This is a genomic window from Vibrio quintilis (genome assembly GCF_024529975.1).
GTDB classification, from domain to species: domain Bacteria; phylum Pseudomonadota; class Gammaproteobacteria; order Enterobacterales; family Vibrionaceae; genus Vibrio; species Vibrio quintilis.
Genome location: NZ_AP024897.1, coordinates 1855241 through 1877334, shown reverse-complemented (window position 1 = coordinate 1877334; position 22094 = coordinate 1855241). Strand labels below are relative to the sequence as shown.

Genomic DNA, 22094 nt, shown 5'->3' with positions numbered 1-22094 from the left:
GGAATGTACCCATTTCAAATTCTCTTGGCACAGAAATGTGCCTGACAAATCTCACTGGAACCTGCACCTTCTGGTTGTTTGGGTGTATTCCTGATAAATTTATTGACATTGGTCACAAAAAACGGATAATTGTGACTAACATCAAATAAATAAACTCAGGAGAAAACAATGAGCTCAGTTATCGAATCAGAAATGAGAGTCAATGAAGCAGATCAAAACTCTCACCAGGAAGTCAAAACAACGTTACGTGATATCGCAACTTTATTGACGATGTTTGCAGTAACCGCAACAATTACACTGCTGACCACACTATCCTGGGTTGCACGATAAAACATAAGCCTTGCACCGATATTAACATCAGCTGCAAGGGTTATGTTTTTTTATCCCTCCAAATCCAATCCCAAAAAAATAACGCACCCGATGATCAGATGCGCTATTTCTGTTCTGAGACCTGTCAGTTTCAGATCAACTTAAAAGGAAATATTATTCTTAGGACCAAATGATTGTGAAGAGACTTTAGAATAATCTAATGGCTTCACAGAACGGATAGCATTCAGCCAGTTACTGTTTTGTTTAATCTGACTGAGAACCGATGTTTTCACTGTGAAATCTTTTGGAGAATTCGCATCATAATTCGGCTGACATTCACGTCCTAATACTGAGGAACAGGCAGAATTTGCTGTATTAATGGTTGAATCCAGTGGTGCAAACAATGTATTCACACTTCCATCAGACACAGGATAAAAATGATCGCCGGAATCATAATAGTTTCCTTCCATCACAGTATACACATATGGACTTGTTGTTAACCCATAGTGAAAATTACTGTCATAATAATTATTCACCATATGAACCACACCACCATTATTTCCGTCACCCGGTTTGCCTACTTTTGGTGAACGCCCTGAGGTATTATGGAACTGATTACTTGCCAGCGTGATGGACTGATTATCACCCAATAACAGCATGACCCAGTAATGTTTCTGATTACAGTAATGGCCGTAATCCGTTGTTCCGTCAAAATAATTATTTGAGATAGTGACTTTTGAAGCCGTACCATACCCACTGACAATCATCTGACGGCCAATACGGGCAAAATAATTGTGATCAATCCAGACCTGTTTTGTATTATCCAGTGTAATCGCATCACCAGCCCAGATAATACCGTCATTAATGTCGGTGATAGAAAGGTTCCGGATAATGATATTTGAAACACCGCCTGTCAGACGCAAACCTTTCCCTTTAATTCCGGAATATGCTCCGACACCGATGACCGTTTTGTTGGAACCTACTAACAGGCCGTTTTTACCGGCAGTATCATAGGTAATGTTATATTTCTGGCGACCATCACAGTAATAACTCCAGTCAAGGATTCTTTCCTGCTTGCCCTGATATGAGCAATTATTATCTGAATAAGTACAACCCGCAGCTGTTGTTTTGCCTTCCGTAGTGCGGAAATCAATCAGACCGTCGACCTTAATGATACGTTTAGTCGTATCCGTACAGCCATTGCCATTACTGCTGCCACACAGTGCATTCTTCAGCTCATCAGGTGTGCTGACAGTCACGACCTGCCCACCGGCACCTCCGGTTGTTCCTGCGCCAAAACCAATGACACCATCCGACGTTCCCGTCGCTCCGGCGGACGGAAACGTCCATTTCTGATTCGCTTTACCCGACCATTTCCACTGAATAATCCGGGCACCATTGGCTTTGCTCGCCCCGGAAACATCAACGGCTAAACCACTTGATTTGGAGATAATTGCGTATTGGGAATTCCCTTGATCGGAGATATTCCATTTCTGATTATCAGCCCCGGAACAAGACCATTGTTGCAAATTTTTGCCTTCTTCCGATGAGCCACCAGGCACATCCAGACACTGTCCGCTACCCTGGTTAATGATTTCTGCATAGCCGGATGAATCCTTAACCACCTTCCACTGCTGAAATGAAGAACCACTACATTTCTGACTCTGCAGTAACGCGCCGTCAGATGTGGATGAACCTTTGATTCCCAGACATAAATCAGCATTTACACCAATAATTTCTGAAACTGTATTTCCGGGCACGTCCCCGGCATATACAGCAGATGCAACACACAATCCCAGCACTGTCGCCGTAAAACTGACAGGTGTCCGGCCAGATGATAATAATTTTAAAGCCATCATATTTTTTACCTTGTAAGAATATGAAGCGCATTCAAGCCTGAAGATATGATGAGGGTTTATTTATCTTTCTTTACATGCTTAACATAAAGGCTAACAAATACGCTTATATTCAATTATTGTAATTAAGCTGAAAATTCACTTTCAGCTATCTGACGTTACTCTTCAAATTAAATACAGATATAAAACAGAAACAACATAATGATGTATTTATGCTGACAAACACATTCATCTCATATCAAAAATAATTTAAACAGTGCTTGTATACTAACATGATAAAAAACAAGTTGTACAACACATCATCTCAGTTGAGCAAGTTGTAGCAAAAAATAATAACACTCAGAATTAAATGCATGATTTATCCGGTTATTGGTAATAAACGGTATTTTTTACCGCACTGAATATTTTGAATCAAAACATTTTTCGAAGCTATCTTAAATAGAATCAGATATAATTAAATAATAACTCCAAAATTCCGCACAATGTCACATAACTTATTGTCAATATAAGCCATGAGTTCAATTTATTGATAATTAATCCGATAAATCCAGGCATTCAAAAATATCATCACTTTTCATTATCTTTTATAACCAAATAACATAAATATACCCAAACAACCTGAAGATGCAGGTTGCTTGGGTATATGCATAATCCAGGCTTTCCGCGTATACTATGATGTTCAGGTTGCCCCGATATCAACCTCATCAATGAAACAACCGGAGCCATATCATATGGATATTCTTTTTCTTGGTACATCTGCCGGCGTTCCGACCCGAAAAAGGAACGTCAGTGCCATTGCCGTCACTGAAAGTCAGGGACGAAACTGGTTTCTCGTTGACTGTGGCGAAGGTACACAACAGCAATTGTTGAGAACGAATTTATCCCTGAATAACCTGCAGGCAATATTAATTACCCATATTCACGGCGATCATTGCTACGGGCTGGCCGGATTACTGGCCAGTGCCGGTATGAGCGGCCGGAAAACGCCACTCACCATTATCGCTCCCAAAGGCATCCGCGAATGGGTTGAAGCCACACAGCAGCATACGCAGTTATATATTCCTTATGAATTGCACTTCACCGATGTTGAAACACTCACCTCTGTTAATAGTGGGCTATTTGAGATCCATGCAACCGCGCTGTCTCACCGTGTACCATCCTATGCTTACCGCTTTACCGAAAAAATGACTAAAACTACGCTGGATACCGATAAACTGAAATCACTTGGCATTTCGGCAGGACCGGTATGGGGAAAGCTGAAACAAGGTCAGGATGTGGACTATGAGGGACAAAAGTTGCTGTCTTGTGACTTTGTTCAAGAACATATTCAGCAGACAAAAGCCGTCGTCTGCGGCGACAATGAACAACCACAATTGCTCAGTCAGTTTTGCCGGGATTGCGATGTGCTGGTTCATGAAGCCACTTATACGCAAGATATCGCGGCTAAAGCAGGCGATGTCGGACATAGTTATGCTGGTTTGGTTGCTGAATTTGCAGCGTCTATTCATTTACCCAACCTGATTTTGACTCACTTCAGTCCCCGCTATCAGTCAGACCCGCAGGCACCCTGCTCGATTGAGCATATCCGTCAGGAAGCCAGTGCGATTTATTCAGGAAGGCTGTACCTTGCAGATGATTTTGACCGCTATCAGCTGATAAAAGATGGTGAATTAAGAAAAGCTGACGTATAAAAGCTGATGTAAAAAACCACCAGATCAAATCCGGTGGTTTTTTACATTTTTTACTTTTGCATGTTTACTTTTACATGGCTGTATTTTACTGCTGACGTGATGTTCAGCTGAGTGTCGTTTCCAGAGAAACTTCTTCCGCTTCTCTGTGCTCTGATTCGCCAGAAGCAAAACCCCGTAAGCCGACAACGTGTACATGTTCATGATCTTTAAACACTTTACGCACCAGCTTGTAGGTTGTTCCTTTTTCCGGACTGATATTTTCCGGCGCAGCGATTAACAACTGCATATCCAGCCGGTCACAAAGCTCGAACAAAGTCGAGATGGACTTCGCATCCAGCCGTGCCGCTTCATCCAGAAACAGTAACCGGCACGGAACAATTTCTTTATTCCGTAAACGCCGTGATTCTTCTTCCCAGCTTTGTACCACCATCAATAAAATGGACTGACCGGTTCCGATTGCTTCACCGGTCGACAATGCACCGGATTCCGCCTGTAACCAGCCATCCGCACCCCGGTTGACTTCAACATTCAGCTCAAGATAGTTACGATAATCCAGCAGCTCCTCACCCAATACCTGAGGTGAACGCTGCCCCATATCGACATGCGGATTTACCCGCTGGAATAATTTTGCCATCGACTCAGAGAAAGTCAGCCGGGAGCTGCTGAACAGATCCTGATGCTGGTCCTGTTGCTCAGCCAGACCTGAAAGTAACATTTCATGACTCTCCCGGACTTTAACATTGAGCCGGACACCATTGACCTGACCAAAATGAATATTAGACAATCCCTGGTTCAGCATCCGGATACGGTTTTGCTCCCGCTGAATGGTTTTACGGATAATGCTGGCGACCGACTCAGAACTAATCGCCAGATTGGCTTCCCGCTGCGTCAGTTCATCGGTCAGACGGCCCAGTTCAACTTCCATCTCTTCAATCGCTTCCACCGGATCATCCGTGCGGATAATATCCTGACGAATCCGTTCTCTGAGATGCTGATAAACATCAATATAGAACAGCACCTTGCGTTCAGGTTTTGCATTGTCCTCGGATAAACGCAGCGAGTCTCTCAGCGTATCATTATCTGCTACAGCCAAACGCAGTGCACCCAGAGCTTTATCTGACATCGAACGCAATTCACTGCCGGACAGATAAGCCAGCTCTCGTTTATGCAGCCGCCGTTCTACGTCATGAGTCCGGGCTAAACGAAGCACGGAACACCAGCCGGCTTTCGCATTAACAATAAACGTCCTGAGTTCGGCATAGTCTTTGGTGACTTTTTTCAGCTGCTTCGTCAGTGTATTCATTTCCAGCTCAGTCGACGTGACCGTGCGTTCCAGTTCATGCTGACGCTGGCGGGAAACATGTAGCTTCTCATACAGTTCATTTTTGCGGAATTCGGCCCGTTCGAGTGCGCTTTCATCAGTATTCACACCAAACGATTGTAATTCCTGCTCAAACTCCTGCACGGTTTCCAGCTTGGACTGATGTGCACTTTTTAAAGAAGCCATCACCTGCTGATACTGAACGGCCTGACTTTGTGCCTGTTTATAAGCGCTTCTGGATTCAGTCCGCTGAATCTCTGCCTGTGCCAGTTTTGCTTTCAGTTGTTCACTGAATGCATCCCCCTGATTGACCAAATCAATTGCATCCGCATAATTCAAATGATGCCGGCGCTCTGCCAGATCAGACAAGGCGAATATTCTGGCTTTCACATCCTGCAATGCCTGATCGGCTTGCTGACATTCCTCCTCCAGCGCACCATATTGTTCCGGGTCACTTTCAAGTGAGCTTATAGATGACTTCAGAAGCTCAATATTTTTACCGTGACGGTTTAAGAACTGTTTAGCATCATCCAGTGCACCCAGATTCTGCTCAATTTCTGCGCTTCTTTCGGCAAGCGAGTCATCATCAAGCATATGTGCATAAGGCTCAATTTTATCAATCAGGGATAAACCCTCTCTGGACTGTTGTAAACGACTCCTGAACTGCTGCTCTTTCGTTTCCATCTCACTTACAGAACGGGAAATCTGAGTATTTTTCTCCCGTAACTGCAATAACGCCTGTTCCGGATCATCCTGAAACGCGTTCGTCATATGCGTCGTCATAAATTCCTGACAGGCCTGATACAAACGTTGCGACTTTTGCGTATCGAACGACACTTTAGCATACGCCTCAACAATGTCGTCACGCTCTGCCCGCAACTGATCCAGGCGCATCTCTCTGGCCGCCCGGCCAAACAAAGGAATTTCCGGGAAACGTGAGTAGCGCAGCTGATTGTCATTTAATCTGACACACACTGCACCTTCAAATTCTTCCGCATCAAATGCGCTGTCATCAAACGCATCGATGTCACCCTCAATGATATACAGATCTTCCGGGCAGTCATCCAGCTCAGACAACCGCTCCTTTACACCGCTGAGATCCGATACCACAATCGCATGACGGGCCGGGCCGTACATGGCACTAAAGTAAGGCGCATCATCAATCGTGATATCATCGTAAATTTCTGACAGCAACACGCCACCCAGAACATCAGCGATACCTTTGAGCCGGGCATCATTGGCACCTCCGGGAGAAGCCAGCTGTTCGATCTCTTTCTCAATGTCTCTGCGCTGTTGAGCCAGCCGATCTTTCTCTGCCGACTGTGTTTTTTCCTGCTCAAGCATTTGCTGCATCTGCAATAGAACAGCCTGCTGATCTGGCAGAGGTTCGCCACTCTGTTCTCTGAGGTTTTCCAGCGCATTATGAGAAATAATCCATTGCGGTGCCACTTTCTCTAAACGGCGGATCTCTTCCTGATAATTCTGTTGTTCATTGCGTAATGTCGTCCGGTCCTCCCGGATAACAGCAATCTCTTCTTCCAGTGATTCAGACAATTGGTGATGTTTTTCACGTTCTTCTTCCGGATTCAGCACATCCGGAGTCACCTGAAATTGCGAACAATAAGACTCAGCATAGTCACGCGCCTGTTTTTGCTGCGTCAGCTGACGTCTCACTTCAGATTGCTGGCTGATCCAGTGATGTTGTTGCTCAACCTGTCGTCTGGCCTGTTCTGCTTTTGCAACCACTTGTGTGGCACTTTGAAATGCAGACTGACGGTCAACACCCGGGACAATGGACTGAATCAGTGCAAATGCCTGGTCAAATTGCGAAGCAGCCGCAGCGGCCAGATCCAAACGATGTTTCAGCTGCAACAGCCGGGTCGTCATCTCTGACTGTTCCTGATTCAGTGCCTGAATTTTTTCTGAAGCATTTTCTGCCGATAGCGTTGGGTCGCCGGAAAGATCCTGCGCCTTTTCCAGCGCATTCAAAGCCTGTTGATATTGCAGCGCACGGGTCTGCTGAATGTCCAGAGCCTGCTGATAGTCCGCCAGCTGTGATTTGAGACTGTCGACTTCATCTTCGTAGATAGTCGCCTGCTCTTCCGTCTGAGCGACTTGTTCCTGAGACTCCTCAACTACCATGAGTTGTTCTTCAAGTCGTTCCTTCAGTTCTTCCAGATCTTCGCGGTAGCGTTCGATTTTCTCACGTTGACGCAGTGCATTCTGCACCAGCTGAAGATAATCAGAAGCACTTTGGTAATCTTGCTCAAGCGCTGACTCCTGCCCTGATAACTCTTCCAGTTCAGCCGAAACCTGACTCAGTAATTCGCTATGGCGGGACAACGTCTGCTGCGCCCCAAACAACGTCTGACGATGAGACAATGCCTGTTCGACCTTGCTTCTCCGTTCATTGGCATGACGCATATAGTCAGCGGCAACATAATGGGTCGATTCAGTAATCAGGTGTTTGAACAAATCCCTATCATTCTGGGTGGTTTTGATCGCTTCCAGCGTCATACGGTTTTCCCGCAGTGCGGCTTCCATGTCCTGAAATGCTTTCTTCACCCCACCATTTTGCGGTAACAGGTAATCACGTAATGATCGGGTTATGGCACTGGAAATACCGCCATATAGCGATGCTTCGATCAACCGGTAGAATTTTGAGCGATCCGCCCCTGAGCGCATTTTCTTAGGAACAACCCCAAATTCAAACATTTGCGCATGATAATCGACAACCGATTGAAATGCCTTAAACTGCACCCCTTCATGGGCCAGAGAACATTCTTTGACTTCATTTATCTGACGCACCCGCGCCTGCTGATCAGAAACGCCTTCAATCAGAATGTCCGTTGGCCGGATATGGCTTGGCAGCCCCTGAATTAAGAACGGTTTGATATCTACTTTCTTGTCCCGGCCCGCAACCTGTTGAAGTTTAACCGCAAACAAAAGACGCTGCTTGCGCGAATTCACTACATCAAGTGCTGCATAACAGACACCGGGCTGAAGCTTACCGTGTAAACCTTTATCTCTTGAAGACTGGGAGCTTCCCGCTTCTGTGGTATTTCTGAAATGAAGCAAACTCTGATCCGGTATCAACGCCGTAATAAATGCGGCCATGGTGGTTGATTTACCGGCACCATTTCCGCCGGACAGTGTCGTCACCAAACCGTCGATATCAAAAGTCCGTGCGAAAAAACCATTCCAGTTGATCATTGTCAGTGATTGATATTTACCTCTTTCAATCATGCTTCACCTTCAAATTCTGTTAATTCTGCTGCTGTCTGCTGTTCTGTTGTTTGCTGTTCGCCGGAAGCGGACTCTGATGTAACCGCTTCACCGTCCCGGATCAATCGCAATTGCGCTTCCCGCATATCATCACCCAGGCGCACATCCGCACCAAAACGGAAAACTGCTTCGGTAATCACAAACTTTCCGTCATCACCGATCATTACAATCATGCCCATTCTGCGCAGTCTGCGCAGCGAAGTTCTGACTTTTTCAAACAGCTTTTCCCGATCCAGATCTGAACCACTGGCCCGGTGTGTCACCAGTCGCATCAGTTTTTTCTCATCGGCAAGGGATAACAGCTCGTCATACAGTTCCTGATTGGTAAAAATACCTTCATGCGCCAGACGTTCAGGGCTCAGGTATAAAAAACACAAGACTTTGCCAACCAGCATGTCCAGCTCAGATAAAACACTTCTGTTGATCAGAGACGTAGAACGGGGTCTCAGATAGAAGAACCCCTCCGGCGCCCGGAGCAGCTCGGTGTTATACCGCTGATAAAACATTGCCAGTTCCGGTTCAAAATCAGAAAGAAACGCATGATTATCCAAATCTTCACCGGAGATGTGCCGCCCGGCACGCAATAAACTATCCAGTGCGGGGAAAAGAGGATTCGAGATTGCTTTCACCAGCTTTTCTGGCATGTATTCATTCATATTGGTCGATGACATTCGCTTGTACCTTTGCACCAAATTCGTTAATTGCCTGCCACTTGGGCTGAATTGCCTGATAATCCGCACCTGAGTAACCAAGACGAATGGCTTGATCGACAACAATACGTGCTAAATCAAAATGATGAGCTCTGGGGTGAGATACCAGATAATCTTTCAGTACCAGGGTCAAATCAATCGGTTCTCCTTTTTCTTTATGGACCGTTAACATGTGGCCAATCCGTTCTGACAGCTCATCTGTCACTTGCTGATACTCTTCATACTCCACTTCTTCAGGCACATGACCGGTGACTTCATCATTTCTGAGAACAAGTGCCTCATCGCGCAGATCAGTAAAACGCTCAGCATCTGCAAACGTCAGATACCACGGCAGTTCAAAATAATCATTCACAGACTGACGAAGTCTTTGGCTGAACGCCCGGTACTGATCCATATCAATCGCTGTCCGGATAAATTTATGCACATGCCGGTCATAACCAATCCAGAGATCAATCGCCTGCTGTCCCCAACTGATGATCCGATCGAGCTTCATTTGCAGCTGAAACAAAATTTCTTCCACAAACCCCAGTTCAACATGCCCGTAAATACATTCCTGAATATCTAATATTTGGGTCTGAAGCTCATCACCGGCAGCCTGTAACGTATCCTGCAATTCTTTTAGTGTAGAGGAAGTTTCAGACAATAATGATTCACAGTTCTGAATTGCATCCCGCCAGTCTTTATTCAGCAACTGGGCAATCTGCTCTTTCACTTCCTGCTGCTGCTCATCCATCACCCGCTGGTTTAAATCGATCTGATCAAATATTTCACCCACGGAATATTTCAGCACACCATACACATGCTTTTGCCAGTATCCCGGTGTGCCTCCTTTTTCAGCAGCCTCTTTTGCCTTTTGCATTTCATCAGCAACAATAGAAAGCTGAATGGACAACTTCAGTTTGGAAAATTCACGGTGCCGGACATAGTAATCAGTAATCCCAATCGCTAACGGTGACAGGCGGTAAATACTTGCACCATCCGTAATTTCACTGGTAAAACGCTGAATCAGCCGCTGTTGCACCAGGTCGTTAATCGCATTATTGGCGCGAAATGCTGATGCATCTCCGGTGTCTTCAAACAGCCGGGTAACAATGGCAAAAGCATCATGTAACTCGCCTTCACCCAGCTCATCATCAAACCGTTTATGGCTCAACACGGCAAGAGAGATTAAAAATGCAAGTTTTTCTGAACTCAGACTGAGTGAAAAATCATGCTGTCTCACCCAGTTAACCAGCTCGTCTATCGACTGTTCACTCCTGTCCGGAATCAACTCTTCCATCATAAATATGTTATTCCTTACTCACTTTTCTGGCCCAGACATGAATGTATCTTCCCATCGATAAGTAAGGCTCCTGACGGCATAGCTGTTGCTCAAGTGCCAACACATCATCATAAGTATACTCTCCCATATTCTTTCGATTCCCTATGTAATCGTGAAAACAACGAATACCGGATTTGCCTTCAATTTCAAAACCTGATGTTTCAATCCACTGATAAACATCTTCTGGTAGCAGGCCCTTTTGCGGTTGCAGCTTAAAACGCTTCCGGAAAGGCATGCCTTCCAGAACATGAGGAATATTCCCGCATATGACATTTTTAAACACCAAACCATGGTGATTGTAGAACATCACAGAAGCAACGCCACCGGGCCTGACCTGCCTGAGCAGATGCTTCAGAGCGTCTTCTGGTTCTGCCAACCACTCCATCACTGCATGAAACATAAGAAAATCGACCTGACTTTTAATATGTTTATCAATTTCCTGCACTGGTGAATGAACAAAATTATATTGTGTCTGCAATCCTTTGCGCTCGATCTCTGCCTGAGCCAGCTGCAGCATCTCAATTGATAAATCACATAATGTAACATGATGTCCGGATTCAGCTAACTTCTGGGACATCTGCGCCAGCCCTCCGCCGGCATCTAATATGTTTAATGGTGCATGAGATGATGGAAATTTTCCCAAAATTTGCATAATATCTTCCCAAACAATCGTTTGGCGGATCAGACCTTTGTCAGAACCGTATATATTTTTTGCGAATTTGTGGGCAATATCGTCGAAATTGCGGTCTTCAGTCACAATAGCATGAGTTATTATAATCAATCGTGCTGCTATTCTGTCACAGGAATGGCAGGAATAAAGAGGGATTAATCGTTTTTATTCTCAATTGCTGATTTTTCGGACTATTTTTATATGTTTGCACTAAAAAAAATCGTTTCTGCATTTCTGATGCCTCTTCCCTCGTTGCTGCTTATTGGCTTTTTTGGGTTGATGCTGATTATGTTTACAACCAAAAGAAAAACGGGTTGTCTGATCGTCCTTTTTTCTTATGTTTGCCTTTTTCTGGCATCTTTCCAGCCCGTTTCAAGCCGTCTGCTTGCGCCTCTGGAACGCCAGTATTCAGCTTTTCTTCCTGCTGAAGGTACCGTCAATTATGTAATGGTTCTGGGAGGAGGTCACGTTGTTGACGCCCAGATACCGCCGACATCACAAATCAGCCGGACAGCACTGATGCGGCTGACTGAAGGGATTCGGGTCATGCGGATGTATCCGGGGGCAAAACTGATTCTTTCAGGATATGCGGCTCAGACCAGGTTAAGTCATGCCCGTATGCTGGCAAAAGTTGCTCTGTCACTCGGTGTGGCCAAATCTGACATTATATTACTGGAAAACGCCCGGGATACCTGGGAAGAAGCCCAACAGGCTGCCAACTTTATAGGGAGCCAGAAAATGGTGCTGGTTACATCAGCCAGCCATATGGAACGGGCTTTACATGAGTTTCGCTCTGCGGGATTAAATCCGATTCCTGCACCAACCAATTACTTATCTTTGAAGGATATTGCTCAGCCCTGGGAAAAATATGCACCAAAGTCTTTATATCTTGAACAAACAGAGAAATACTGGCATGAAACCTTAGGGCAACTCTGGCAAAAGCTAAAGAAGTGGGTTTCCAGTCAGGAAGCCAGCATATCTAAGTCTTCAGAAGATAAAATATAATTCGCACGGAACATTTCTGATTGTGCGGCTGTTATATTATTTCCTGAATTTAGATTGCTATTCCCGAAACAGAGTTTTAAAATTTCGGGCTTTCAGTATTCAGCTTCACAAAAGCTGTTATTTTAATTTTCAACCAACGATTTATATTGCTGGCTTTCAGCAAGAGCGAAAGAGTGTATATCTATGGCTACAATAAAAGATGTTGCCCGTTTGGCGGGCGTATCAACCACAACTGTTTCGCACGTGATTAATAAAACACGTTTTGTTGCTGAGGCGACTCAGGAAAAAGTACTGGATGCGGTGAAATCGCTGAACTACGCTCCGAGTGCGGTTGCGCGAAGTCTGAAGTGTAATTCAACCCGCACAATCGGTATGCTGGTAACCCAGTCTACGAATCCTTTTTTCTCTGAAGTCATTGATGGTGTAGAAAGTTATTGTTATCGCCAGGGATACACGCTCATCTTATGTAATACCGGCGGGCTGTATGAAAAGCAACGTGATTACATTCGGATGCTGGCTGAAAAAAGGGTCGATGGCATTCTTGTTATTTGCTCAGATTTGACAGAAGTTCTGCTGGAAATGCTTGATGGATATCAGGATATTCCTAAAGTGGTCATGGATTGGGGGCCTGAGAGTTCTCAGGCAGACAAAATTATTGATAACTCTGAAGCAGGCGGTTATCTGGCCACAAAATATCTGATTGATCACGGCCATGAAAAAATTGCCTGTTTAAGTGGTCAATTATCCAAAGCTATTTGCAAAGAGCGCATATTGGGTTATCGCCGGGCAATGTCCGAAGCAAATTTACCAACAAATGATGACTGGATATTAGAAGGTAACTTTGAATGTGACACAGCCGTTCTGGCTGCAGACAAAATAATTGCTATGGATGAAAAGCCAACGGCAATATTCTGTTTTAATGACACCATGGCTTTAGGATTAATGAGCCGGCTCCAGCAGCGGGGAATTAAAATTCCTGAAGATATGTCAGTGATTGGTTATGATAATATTGAGATTTCTGAGTATTTCTCTCCCCCACTAACGACAATCCATCAACCCAAAAGACGTGTTGGCAAAAATGCTTTCGAAATTTTGCTTGAACGTATCAAAAATAAAGAACATGAGCGCCGAATATTTGAAATGCATCCCGAAATCGTTGCTCGTGACACTGTCAAAAAATTAAAGAATCGGTCATAATGACCGCTATATTATGTATATGAACACGCATGAATTTAAAAAAATCGCTTAGTTCATACGCTATTAGTTGATCTACCGCATAATTTGGACTAAAATCACATTTGCGAATAGGTGGTAACACCTATTTATCGTTTTTCAATTGTTAATTAAACATTAGAAAAAAGTGTCACGCACAGGGCAAACCATCTGAAAGGGTGGGACGCAAAGCCTCCGGCCTAAACCAGAGAGTGGTAGGTAGCGGGGTTACCGATGGCAAAAATGCATTTCATAGTTCGTCATTTACTGACGTCTTACTAACATATTTTCTGCATTATTTTGCTAAATTCTCGGACCTGATTTTGGTGGCGTATTCATTTAAAAATACACCGAGACGAAAAGCATGGATAAACCAACCCTTAAAAATTCAATGCAGCTATTTGAGCAGCTGGGACGTGTTAAATCTCGCTCAATGTTTGGCGGATTTGGTATTTTTGTTGAAGATATCATGTTTGCACTTGTCGTAAAGGACAAGTTACACATACGAGCAGATTCAAATTCACTAGAGACATTCAAGGAGCAAGGATTTGAGCCTTATGTCTATGCAAAACGCGGGTTCCCTGTTGTCACTAAGTATTACGCATTACCAGCGGAATACTGGAAGGACAAATCAAAGATACTCACTATTGCAACGCAGGCTTATAAAACGGCTAAACTTGAAAAAGAATCACAAGAGGTCACAAAACCACAACGATTGAAAGATCTCCCTAATCTTCGGTTAGCAACAGAAAGAATGCTTAGAAAAGCAGGAATTAATTCTGTCGCTGATCTTCATGAGAAAGGAGCGATTCAGGCTTATAAAGCAATTCAGGAAACCCATCCAACAACTCAACCATCTCTTGAGTTATTGTGGGCACTTGAAGGTGCTATAGAAGGTAAACACTGGTCTGTTATTCCGAAGTCACGACGTGAGGAATTAGCTAATCTGCTTTGATTAGTTAAATATAACTGACCGAATATATGATAAAAGCACCTGTTTTCAGGTGCTTTTTTTATTTATCTTTCATTCAGACGATTCCAGCCAACTCTCTGTTTCATTATTTCATGAGCGCCATCCGGTACATTCGAACATACTCTTGAGCAGAATCTTTCCAGCTAAAATCCAGCAGCATTGCCCTTTGCTGAACTTTTAGCATCTCTTCAGGTTGCTGCAGATAAAACAGCAGTGCTCTTTGTATACAAACCAGAAGAGCCTTGGGATCGGGTTCGAGAAAACTAAAACCAGTCGCCTTATCAGAAAACTTATGATAATCAAAAACCGTATCCTTCAGCCCCCCAACCTCTCTGACGATTGGTAATGTTCCATAAGCCATACTATATATCTGGTTCAAGCCACATGCTTCAAACTCAGAAGGCATTAAAAAGAAGTCCGCGCCCGCTTCAACCATATGGGCAAAATGATTACTATATGCATCGACAAACACAAATTTGTCCGACGAAGACAAAGCAATCTGGTGCAATTGATTGGCAATCTCTGGTTCACCGGTTCCGACGATGACCAGTTGCACATCATTCAGAAGAAACTGTTCCAGTATTGGTAATAAATAATGGAACCCTTTTTGCTGGGTTAACCGACAGACCATTCCAAACACAGGAACATCTCTGACTGGTAACTGCAATTCCTCTTGTAAAAGACTTTTACAGGTTTTCTTTCCCTCGGACAAAGAAGCAGCTTCTGAAGAATAATTCCTTGGAATATACGTATCAGTCTGAGGATTCCATTCAGCGTAATCGCAACCGTTGATAATCCCTTGCAAATCCTTTGCTTTATGAACAAAATCATCAACCAATCCGTGAGATCCAAGAGGCGTTAATAGCTCTGCGGCATAACTGGGACTGACAGCATTGATTTTATCTGCAAAAGCAATCCCGGCTCTTAGTGTACTGACATAGCCTTTACCATATTGTAAGAACTCCATTCCATTTAGATGCAATTCGGGTATCACTTCCAGTTCATCATAAGAAAAAATCCCCTTAAACAGTGCATTATGGATGGTCAAAACACTTCTGACTGAGCGAAAAAATTCATCATTTGCATATCGGGTCTTCAGTAGAAAAGGAACCAGTCCTGTATGCCAGTCATTGGTATGAATAATATCCGGATGAATTTCCAGCTTTGGTAAAATATCCAGTACAGCCGCAGAGAAAAAACCAAACCTTTCCCCATTGTCTGCATAAGCCCGGTTATATTCTGAATAAAGCCCGGTACGGTCAAAATACGTCTCACAATCGATATAATAGATATTTATACCATCATGAGCAGATAGCCGGACTTTATATGGCGTATATGGCCAGTGAGTTAATGCAGTCTCACAGATAACCTGCATATTATTTTTATCTGGTACTGCATGATACCCGGGCATGACAATGCTAACCTGGTGCCCAAGCTCCTGAAGAGCCACTGGCAGTGCTTTAGCCACATCAGCCAGACCACCACTTTTTACGATGCCCTGTACCTCCGATACAGCGAACCATATGTTTATTTTTTCCATCCTAGAATCCAACTTTTGTTCCTTTGGCGATAACAACAATACCACTATCGGAAACATGAAAATGCTTTCTGTCAAGCTCGAGGTCTTCGCCAATAATCGTACCCGGAGCAATTTCTACGTGTTTATCAATAATGGCTCGTTTAATCGTACAGCCTGCTCCAATTTTAACATCACCAAGAATAACAGATTCACTGATATGAGAACCGGCTGCGATATTGGTTCGAAAGCCAAGAATCGATTTAAATATCGTTGCACCCTGAATATAACTTCCTCCCGAAACCAAAGAATCTGTAATCTTCACTTTTCTGTCATCAACATCGATAAACGTTGCCGGTGGCAGCGGCGGATAATAGGTATGAAGTGCCCAGCTCCGGTTGTACAGTGAAAACTGAGGCTCAGCATCCAGTAAATCCATATTTGCGGCCCAGTAAGAGTCAATGGTACCAACATCACGCCAGTAGGTATGATCATCCTCACCTTTTATCTTATTTGTCGAAAAATCATACACATAAACATTATCTCTGGGAAATAGTTTTGGAATAATATCTTTCCCGAAATCATGGCTTGATTCGGTATTGAGCGCATCTTCTTTCAGTTCATCACACAATACATTGGCATCAAATATATAATTTCCCATTGAAACCAAAGCCCATTCCGGCTCTCCGGGGATACATCTTGGATTCTCAGGTTTTTCTTCAAAACCTATCATTCTGCCACTTTCATCAACTTCAATCACACCAAACTGACTGGCTTCATTCAAAGGCATGCGAAGCGCTGAAACCGTCAGATGAGCTTCTGTACGTTTATGGAAATCCAGCATCTGCCGGACATCCATCTTGTAGATATGATCCGAACCAAAAATACAGACATGATCCGGATTTGCGAACTCGATAAACCGGATATTCTGGTAGATCGCATCAGCGGTTCCTTCATACCACCTCTTCCCATCACGCATCTGGGCCGGAATAACATCAATAAACCGATCAGTAATCCCGGATATATTCCATCCTTTCTTCAGATGCATGTATAAAGACTGGGATTTAAACTGAGTCAGAACATAAATCCTCATTAAGTCTGCATTAACGAAATTATTTAAAGCGAAATCTATCAACCGATATGTTCCGCCAAAAGGCACTGCAGGCTTGCTTCTGGATACGGTTAAAGGTCTTAATCTGGACCCTTCACCGCCTGCCAAAATCATACTTAATACACCAGCCATGATTAAAACTCCATCTGTTAGATTGTGATTATCCGACTCTTCCGTAAATATTAGCTTTATTGCTAATTTTATATGTAACTATGTTAGTAACCTTATAATTACATTATATAATTTCCCGGATAATACAAAGTTAGAAGCCGAAACTAGTGAAGTGGACATCGCAAGTTTTATTCAACTCATAATCCAGTTCACAGAATACAAAAAAATATCCAACAAGCTGAATATCGTGCTACCAGATCAAAAAAACCTGAAACTGCAAGCATGCGATTATTGAAAGAAAGTTTTATTACCGGTAATAAAAAAGGCAGCGTTTCGCTGCCTTTTTTCTACCTGGATTTTTTCCGTTTATCTGTGACTTCCCAACTGCCGTCTATGTATAAAGCAGTCCAGCCGGTGGGCTTACTGTTTTCTTCAGTACGGACATAATGTTCTTTGGTTTTTCGACTAAACCGTACAACGGTTGGTTTACCATCAGGATCTTCTGCAGGTGCTGTTGCAAGATACTTAAACTTATCGGGTAATCTATCTTCGAACCTGATTAACTCATGTACGAATGGCGCCCTGGTTTCCCTCGATTTAGGAAAATTGCTGGCAGCCATAAACAACCCGGATGCCCCATCCCGTAAAACAAAGTAAGCATCTGATTTTTCACAGGGAATTTCAGGTAAATGAACCGGTTCTTCTTTTGGCGGTGCAACTTCACCATTTTTAAGAATCTTCCGGGTGTTTTTACAGGATTCATTCGTACATCCCATATATTTCCCGAAGCGACCATTCTTCAGGACCATGTCGGCACCACATTTATCACACTCGACAACAGGTCCATCGTAGCCTTTTACTTTAAATTCACCATGTTCGACGAGGTAACCATCACAGTTCGGGTTATTACCACAAACATGCAACTTACGCTTATCATCTATCAGATAAGCATCCATTGCTGTTTCACAGATAGGACAACGCTTTTTCGCCCGGAGAGCAGCAGTTTCAACATCCTCTTCGAGTACATTGATTACACCATCTTCATCACCTAAATTAATCGTCGTCTTACAACGTTCTTTCGGCGGTAATGAATAGCCGGAACAGCCAAGGAAAACGCCCGTCGATGCCGTTCTAATCCCCATAGGACGAGAGCAGGTCGGACACTCGATATCAGTCAGGACAATATGGTTTGGCTTCATACCACCTGAATCTTCATCCTGTTCAGCAGTTTCGAGATGAACTGAAAAATCACTGAAAAAGTGATCTAATACACCTTTCCAGCTGGTATGGCCCTCTGCGATTTGATCCAGCTTCTGTTCCATGCGGGCGGTAAAATCATAATTCATCAAATCATCAAAGCTATCACCCAGGCGATCAGTAACGATTTCGCCCATTTTTTCTGCATAAAACCGGCGTTGCTCAATTTTCGCATAACCACGATCCTGAATCGTGGAAATGATCGAAGCATACGTGGAAGGACGACCAATCCCTTTTTTCTCCAGCTCTTTCACCAGTGCAGCCTCAGTAAAACGTGCCGGTGGCTTGGTAAAATGCTGTTTTGGATCTAATTTGACAAGAGACAGAATATCGCCAACCTGAACACCGGGAAGTATCTGGTCTTCATTTTTTCCGGAAGGTCTCTGTACTCTGGTCCAGCCATCGAACTTCAGAATCCGGCCCTTCGCTTTCAATGTGTAAGATGCCGCTTTCACACTGATAGTCGTGGAGTCGTAACGCGCAGGCGTCATCTGACAGGCAACAAACTGATTCCAGATTAACGCATATAGCTTATGTGCATCATTGTCCATCCCTTCAAGGGCATCAGCCTGAACCTGAACATTCGATGGTCGAATCGCTTCGTGAGCTTCCTGCGCTCCTGCTTTACTGCCATACACATTGACACTATCAGGTAAATACGCATCACCAAATTCGGTCTGGATATACTCCCGGACTGAGTCAACAGCTTCAGCACTCAGGTTGGTCGAATCAGTTCTCATATAGGTGATATAACCAGCTTCGTACAAACGCTGCGCCAGCATCATAGTTTTCTTCACCCCATAGCCTAACCGGGTACTGGCTGCCTGCTGAAGGGTTGAAGTGATATATGGTGCTGATGGCTTACTTGATGTTGGTCTGTCTTCACGCTTACAAACTTCATACTGCGCGGCTTCAAGTGCGGATACCGCATCTTTCGTTTCCTGCTCATTGACGGGTTTGAAAGCAGCTCCGTCTTTTTGTGCAACCAATAATCGAAAGTCACTGTGAGACCGGGTTTTCGTGTCAGCGTGAATATCCCAGAACTCTTCCGGTACAAAAGCTTTAATTTCACGCTCTTTTTCGACCAGAAGTTTTACTGCAACAGACTGAACGCGCCCTGCAGACAATCCTCTGGCAACTTTTTTCCACAACAATGGTGAAACCATAAATCCGACAACGCGATCCATAAAACGGCGTGCCTGTTGCGCATTCACACCGTCCATATTCAACTCACCAGGTTCTTTAAAGGCCTGCTGAATCGCGTTTTTGGTTATCTCATTAAAAACAACGCGCTTATAGCGTTCTTTATCACCACCAATAATTTCCTGTAAGTGCCAGGCAATGGCCTCTCCCTCTCTATCCAAATCGGTTGCGAGATAGATAGAGTCAGCGTCTTTAGCCAGCTTTTGCAGCTCTGAAACAACCTTTTCTTTACCGGGAAGAACCTGATAATTAGCTTCCCAGCCCTGATAAGGGTCAATGCCCATTTTCTTTATCAGGGCACTACGCTCTTTCTCTTTTTTCAGACGGGCTTTTTCTTCAGGAGAAAGGTTTTTTGTTGAAACCGGAGCCGCTTTTTTAGCTGAATTAGATTGACCAGAGGTTGGAAGATCCCGGACATGACCGACACTAGACTTCACAATATAGTCCCGGCCAAGATATTTATTAATCGTTTTCGCCTTGGCAGGAGACTCCACTATAACCAGTGATTTACCCATAATTGATTAACATATCCTTCATCAAAATGCGAACGCACTTCGCACCACATTCAAAAAATTCTCTTTTTTTACTATTGAGCGAGATAACCAGAAGATCAACCAGTTTTTTCAAATTGATAATTAACTGGTCGACAATTGTTCTAATCATATGCCAGCTCAGCCAAAAGCCCGGTCATACTAAATGGAGTGTATGAGTGCTGCTGAAAAAAAAAACTGATTTATGGGGTATATCACAAAATCTTTGTATACAAAACAGAAGATACCCATTTCTTATTGATCCGAAAACACTGATTCATACAATGCTCTGTCAGAAATATAGAATAGAAAAGAGAGTCACGGTGAACGAGAAGAAAAAAATTCCGGCAACTGATTTATTGATGATTGCAAATCAACTGATTCAGGAGCATGACCAGTATATGGATGGCATGCGGGCTGATTCAGTTGAAGAGAAAGATGGGGTGCTAATCTTCAAAGGGAATTATTTCCTGAATGAAAGCGGATTACCCACAGAAAAGACCACTGTTGTATTCAATGTATTTAAATATCTGGCACATCACCTGTCTAAGGAATTCACACTACAGGATTAAAAAGCCTCTTTCATTTACAAAGAAGAGGCTTTTATTGCAACAAGAATCGAACAAAATTACAGATTAGTGATTCAGGCTTTTCAGGCGCTCAAAGTAATCCGGGAATGTTTTTGAGGTACAGCCCGGGTCGTTAATCGTCACAGGCGTATCACTCAGTGCTACCAAAGAGAAGCACATCGCCATCCGGTGATCATTATAAGTATCGATCGCAGCGTGAGTCAGCTTCTCAGGTGGCGTAATTGTAATATAGTCTTCCCCTTCTTCGACAATTGCGCCCACTTTTCTGAGCTCTGTTGCCATAGCCGCCAAACGATCAGTCTCTTTAACACGCCAGTTATACACATTGCGAATCGCGGTTTTTCCTTTGGCAAACAGCGCGGCAGTAGCGATTGTCATCGCTGCATCCGGGATATGATTAAAGTCCATATCCACCGCTTGCAATACGTTTCTTCTGGCACTGATGAAATCATCACCCCATTCAATGTCAGCGCCCATTTTTTCAAGTGCATAAGCAAACTGAACATCACCCTGAATACTATTTTTTCCAATGCCGGAGACCTTGACTTCTCCTCCCCTGATTGCCGCAGCAGCAAGGAAATATGAAGCTGAAGAAGCATCGCCTTCCACTAAAAATGTTCCCGGTGACGTATATGATTGTCCACCCTGAATGGTAAATTCACGATAATCATGATTCTCAACGTGAATACCAAACTGCGCCATGATGTGCAATGTGATGTCTATATATGGTTTTGAAACCAACTCCCCGATAATCTGAATTTGAGTATCGCCGGAAGCAAGTGGTGCAGACATTAAGAGCGCTGTTAAAAACTGACTGGAGATAGAACCGTCAATCGAAACCGTTCCGCCTGTTAGCCCTTTCCCCTGAATTTTTAACGGCGGAAAGTTTTCATTTTCCAGATACTGAATCTCTGCCCCTGCCTGGCGCAAAGCATCAACCAGATGTCCGATCGGACGCTCTTTCATCCGCGGCTCACCGGTCAGCACAAAATCCCCGTGTCCAAGGCACAAAGCAGCAGCCAGAGGACGCATTGCCGTTCCAGCATTCCCTAAAAACAATTCAAGTGAAGTATCCGAATGAAACACGCCACCTAAGCCATCAACCTCACAAACGGTATTATCATGAGAAAGGCGGTATTGGACACCAAGTGCCTTCAGTGCATTGAGCATATGACGAATATCGTCACTATCTAGTAAATTAGTTAAACGGGTTGTCCCTTTAGCCAATGCTGCCAGCAGCAACGCCCGGTTCGAAACACTCTTGGAACCTGGCAAATTGACTTCACCCTGAATCATATTTATTGGTTGTAATGTGAGACTTTCCATCTGGATATGTTTTCCCTGTATCACCCGGCTCTTCATTATTCACAGGTGATAAATATTCTTCGTAGCCTGAGACTAACGAAATTTCCCCGGGAACTCC

Annotated in this window: 15 protein-coding genes and 1 riboswitch; of the genes, 6 read left to right on the top strand and 9 right to left on the bottom strand. The window is 43.9% G+C overall.

Features of this window, described 5'->3' with window-relative positions; genetic code table 11:
• Positions 1–168 precede the first annotated feature (168 nt).
• Complete coding sequence (locus OC443_RS08860; RefSeq protein ID WP_159440317.1) at positions 169–330, top strand: hypothetical protein; 162 nt, start codon at positions 169–171, stop codon at positions 328–330.
• 140 nt (positions 331–470) lie between these two features.
• Here the strand turns inward: OC443_RS08860 and OC443_RS08855 are convergent, their stop codons facing one another.
• Positions 471–2168, bottom strand: coding sequence for an RICIN domain-containing protein (locus OC443_RS08855; protein ID WP_073581779.1), 1698 nt, complete (start codon positions 2166–2168; stop codon positions 471–473).
• A 728-nt stretch (positions 2169–2896) separates the two neighbouring features.
• Here OC443_RS08855 and OC443_RS08850 point away from each other — a divergent pair.
• On the top strand, positions 2897–3856 hold the full coding sequence (locus OC443_RS08850; protein WP_073581777.1) for a ribonuclease Z: 960 nt from the start codon (positions 2897–2899) through the stop codon (positions 3854–3856).
• Between the two features lie 103 nt (positions 3857–3959).
• Here OC443_RS08850 and mukB read toward each other — a convergent pair whose 3' ends face one another.
• From mukB to cmoM, 4 genes are read right to left on the bottom strand one after another with little or no spacing between them, the layout of a single operon-like run.
• Positions 3960–8423, bottom strand: a complete 4464-nt coding sequence (gene mukB, locus OC443_RS08845) for a chromosome partition protein MukB (protein ID WP_073581775.1) — start codon at positions 8421–8423, stop codon at positions 3960–3962.
• Entirely contained in the window at positions 8420–9133 is a 714-nt protein-coding gene (gene mukE, locus OC443_RS08840; protein WP_073581773.1) for a chromosome partition protein MukE, read from the bottom strand. The genes mukB and mukE overlap by 4 nt, the downstream gene beginning before the upstream one ends.
• Positions 9111–10451 (bottom strand): chromosome partition protein MukF, encoded by a 1341-nt coding sequence (gene mukF, locus OC443_RS08835; protein ID WP_073581878.1) that lies wholly within the window; start codon positions 10449–10451, stop codon positions 9111–9113. Before mukF ends, mukE begins: the two co-directional genes overlap by 23 nt.
• 10 nt (positions 10452–10461) lie before the next feature.
• The gene (cmoM, locus tag OC443_RS08830) at positions 10462–11250 is read right to left on the bottom strand and encodes a tRNA uridine 5-oxyacetic acid(34) methyltransferase CmoM (protein ID WP_073581771.1); all 789 of its coding nucleotides are present in this window, start codon (positions 11248–11250) and stop codon (positions 10462–10464) included.
• 114 nt (positions 11251–11364) lie between these two features.
• On the opposite strand from cmoM, the gene elyC reads away from it, so the two are divergent.
• The 3 genes from elyC (at position 11365) to OC443_RS08815 (ending at position 14335) form a co-directional block, all read left to right on the top strand.
• Positions 11365–12168 (top strand): envelope biogenesis factor ElyC, encoded by an 804-nt coding sequence (gene elyC / locus OC443_RS08825; RefSeq protein ID WP_262021659.1) that lies wholly within the window; start codon positions 11365–11367, stop codon positions 12166–12168.
• Between the two features lie 183 nt (positions 12169–12351).
• Positions 12352–13365 (top strand): HTH-type transcriptional repressor PurR, encoded by a 1014-nt coding sequence (purR, locus tag OC443_RS08820; protein ID WP_073586616.1) that lies wholly within the window; start codon positions 12352–12354, stop codon positions 13363–13365.
• Positions 13366–13531: 166 nt separating this feature from the next.
• Positions 13532–13616: riboswitch (cyclic di-GMP riboswitch) on the top strand.
• A gap of 128 nt (positions 13617–13744) precedes the next feature.
• Positions 13745–14335, top strand: coding sequence for a TfoX/Sxy family DNA transformation protein (locus OC443_RS08815; RefSeq protein WP_073586617.1), 591 nt, complete (start codon positions 13745–13747; stop codon positions 14333–14335).
• A gap of 103 nt (positions 14336–14438) precedes the next feature.
• Here OC443_RS08815 and glgA read toward each other — a convergent pair whose 3' ends face one another.
• From glgA to topA, 3 genes are all read right to left on the bottom strand, one after another.
• Positions 14439–15893 (bottom strand): glycogen synthase GlgA, encoded by a 1455-nt coding sequence (gene glgA, locus OC443_RS08810; protein ID WP_073586618.1) that lies wholly within the window; start codon positions 15891–15893, stop codon positions 14439–14441.
• Between the two features lies 1 nt (position 15894).
• Positions 15895–17112 (bottom strand): glucose-1-phosphate adenylyltransferase, encoded by a 1218-nt coding sequence (glgC, locus tag OC443_RS08805; protein WP_073586619.1) that lies wholly within the window; start codon positions 17110–17112, stop codon positions 15895–15897.
• Positions 17113–17438: 326 nt separating this feature from the next.
• On the bottom strand, positions 17439–20066 hold the full coding sequence (topA, locus tag OC443_RS08800; protein ID WP_073586620.1) for a type I DNA topoisomerase: 2628 nt from the start codon (positions 20064–20066) through the stop codon (positions 17439–17441).
• A 338-nt stretch (positions 20067–20404) separates the two neighbouring features.
• On the opposite strand from topA, the gene OC443_RS08795 reads away from it, so the two are divergent.
• Positions 20405–20653 (top strand): DUF2498 family protein, encoded by a 249-nt coding sequence (locus tag OC443_RS08795; protein ID WP_073586633.1) that lies wholly within the window; start codon positions 20405–20407, stop codon positions 20651–20653.
• A gap of 63 nt (positions 20654–20716) precedes the next feature.
• Here the strand turns inward: OC443_RS08795 and aroA are convergent, their stop codons facing one another.
• Complete coding sequence (gene aroA, locus OC443_RS08790) at positions 20717–21997, bottom strand: 3-phosphoshikimate 1-carboxyvinyltransferase (RefSeq protein WP_073586621.1); 1281 nt, start codon at positions 21995–21997, stop codon at positions 20717–20719.
• Positions 21998–22094: the final 97 nt, after the last annotated feature.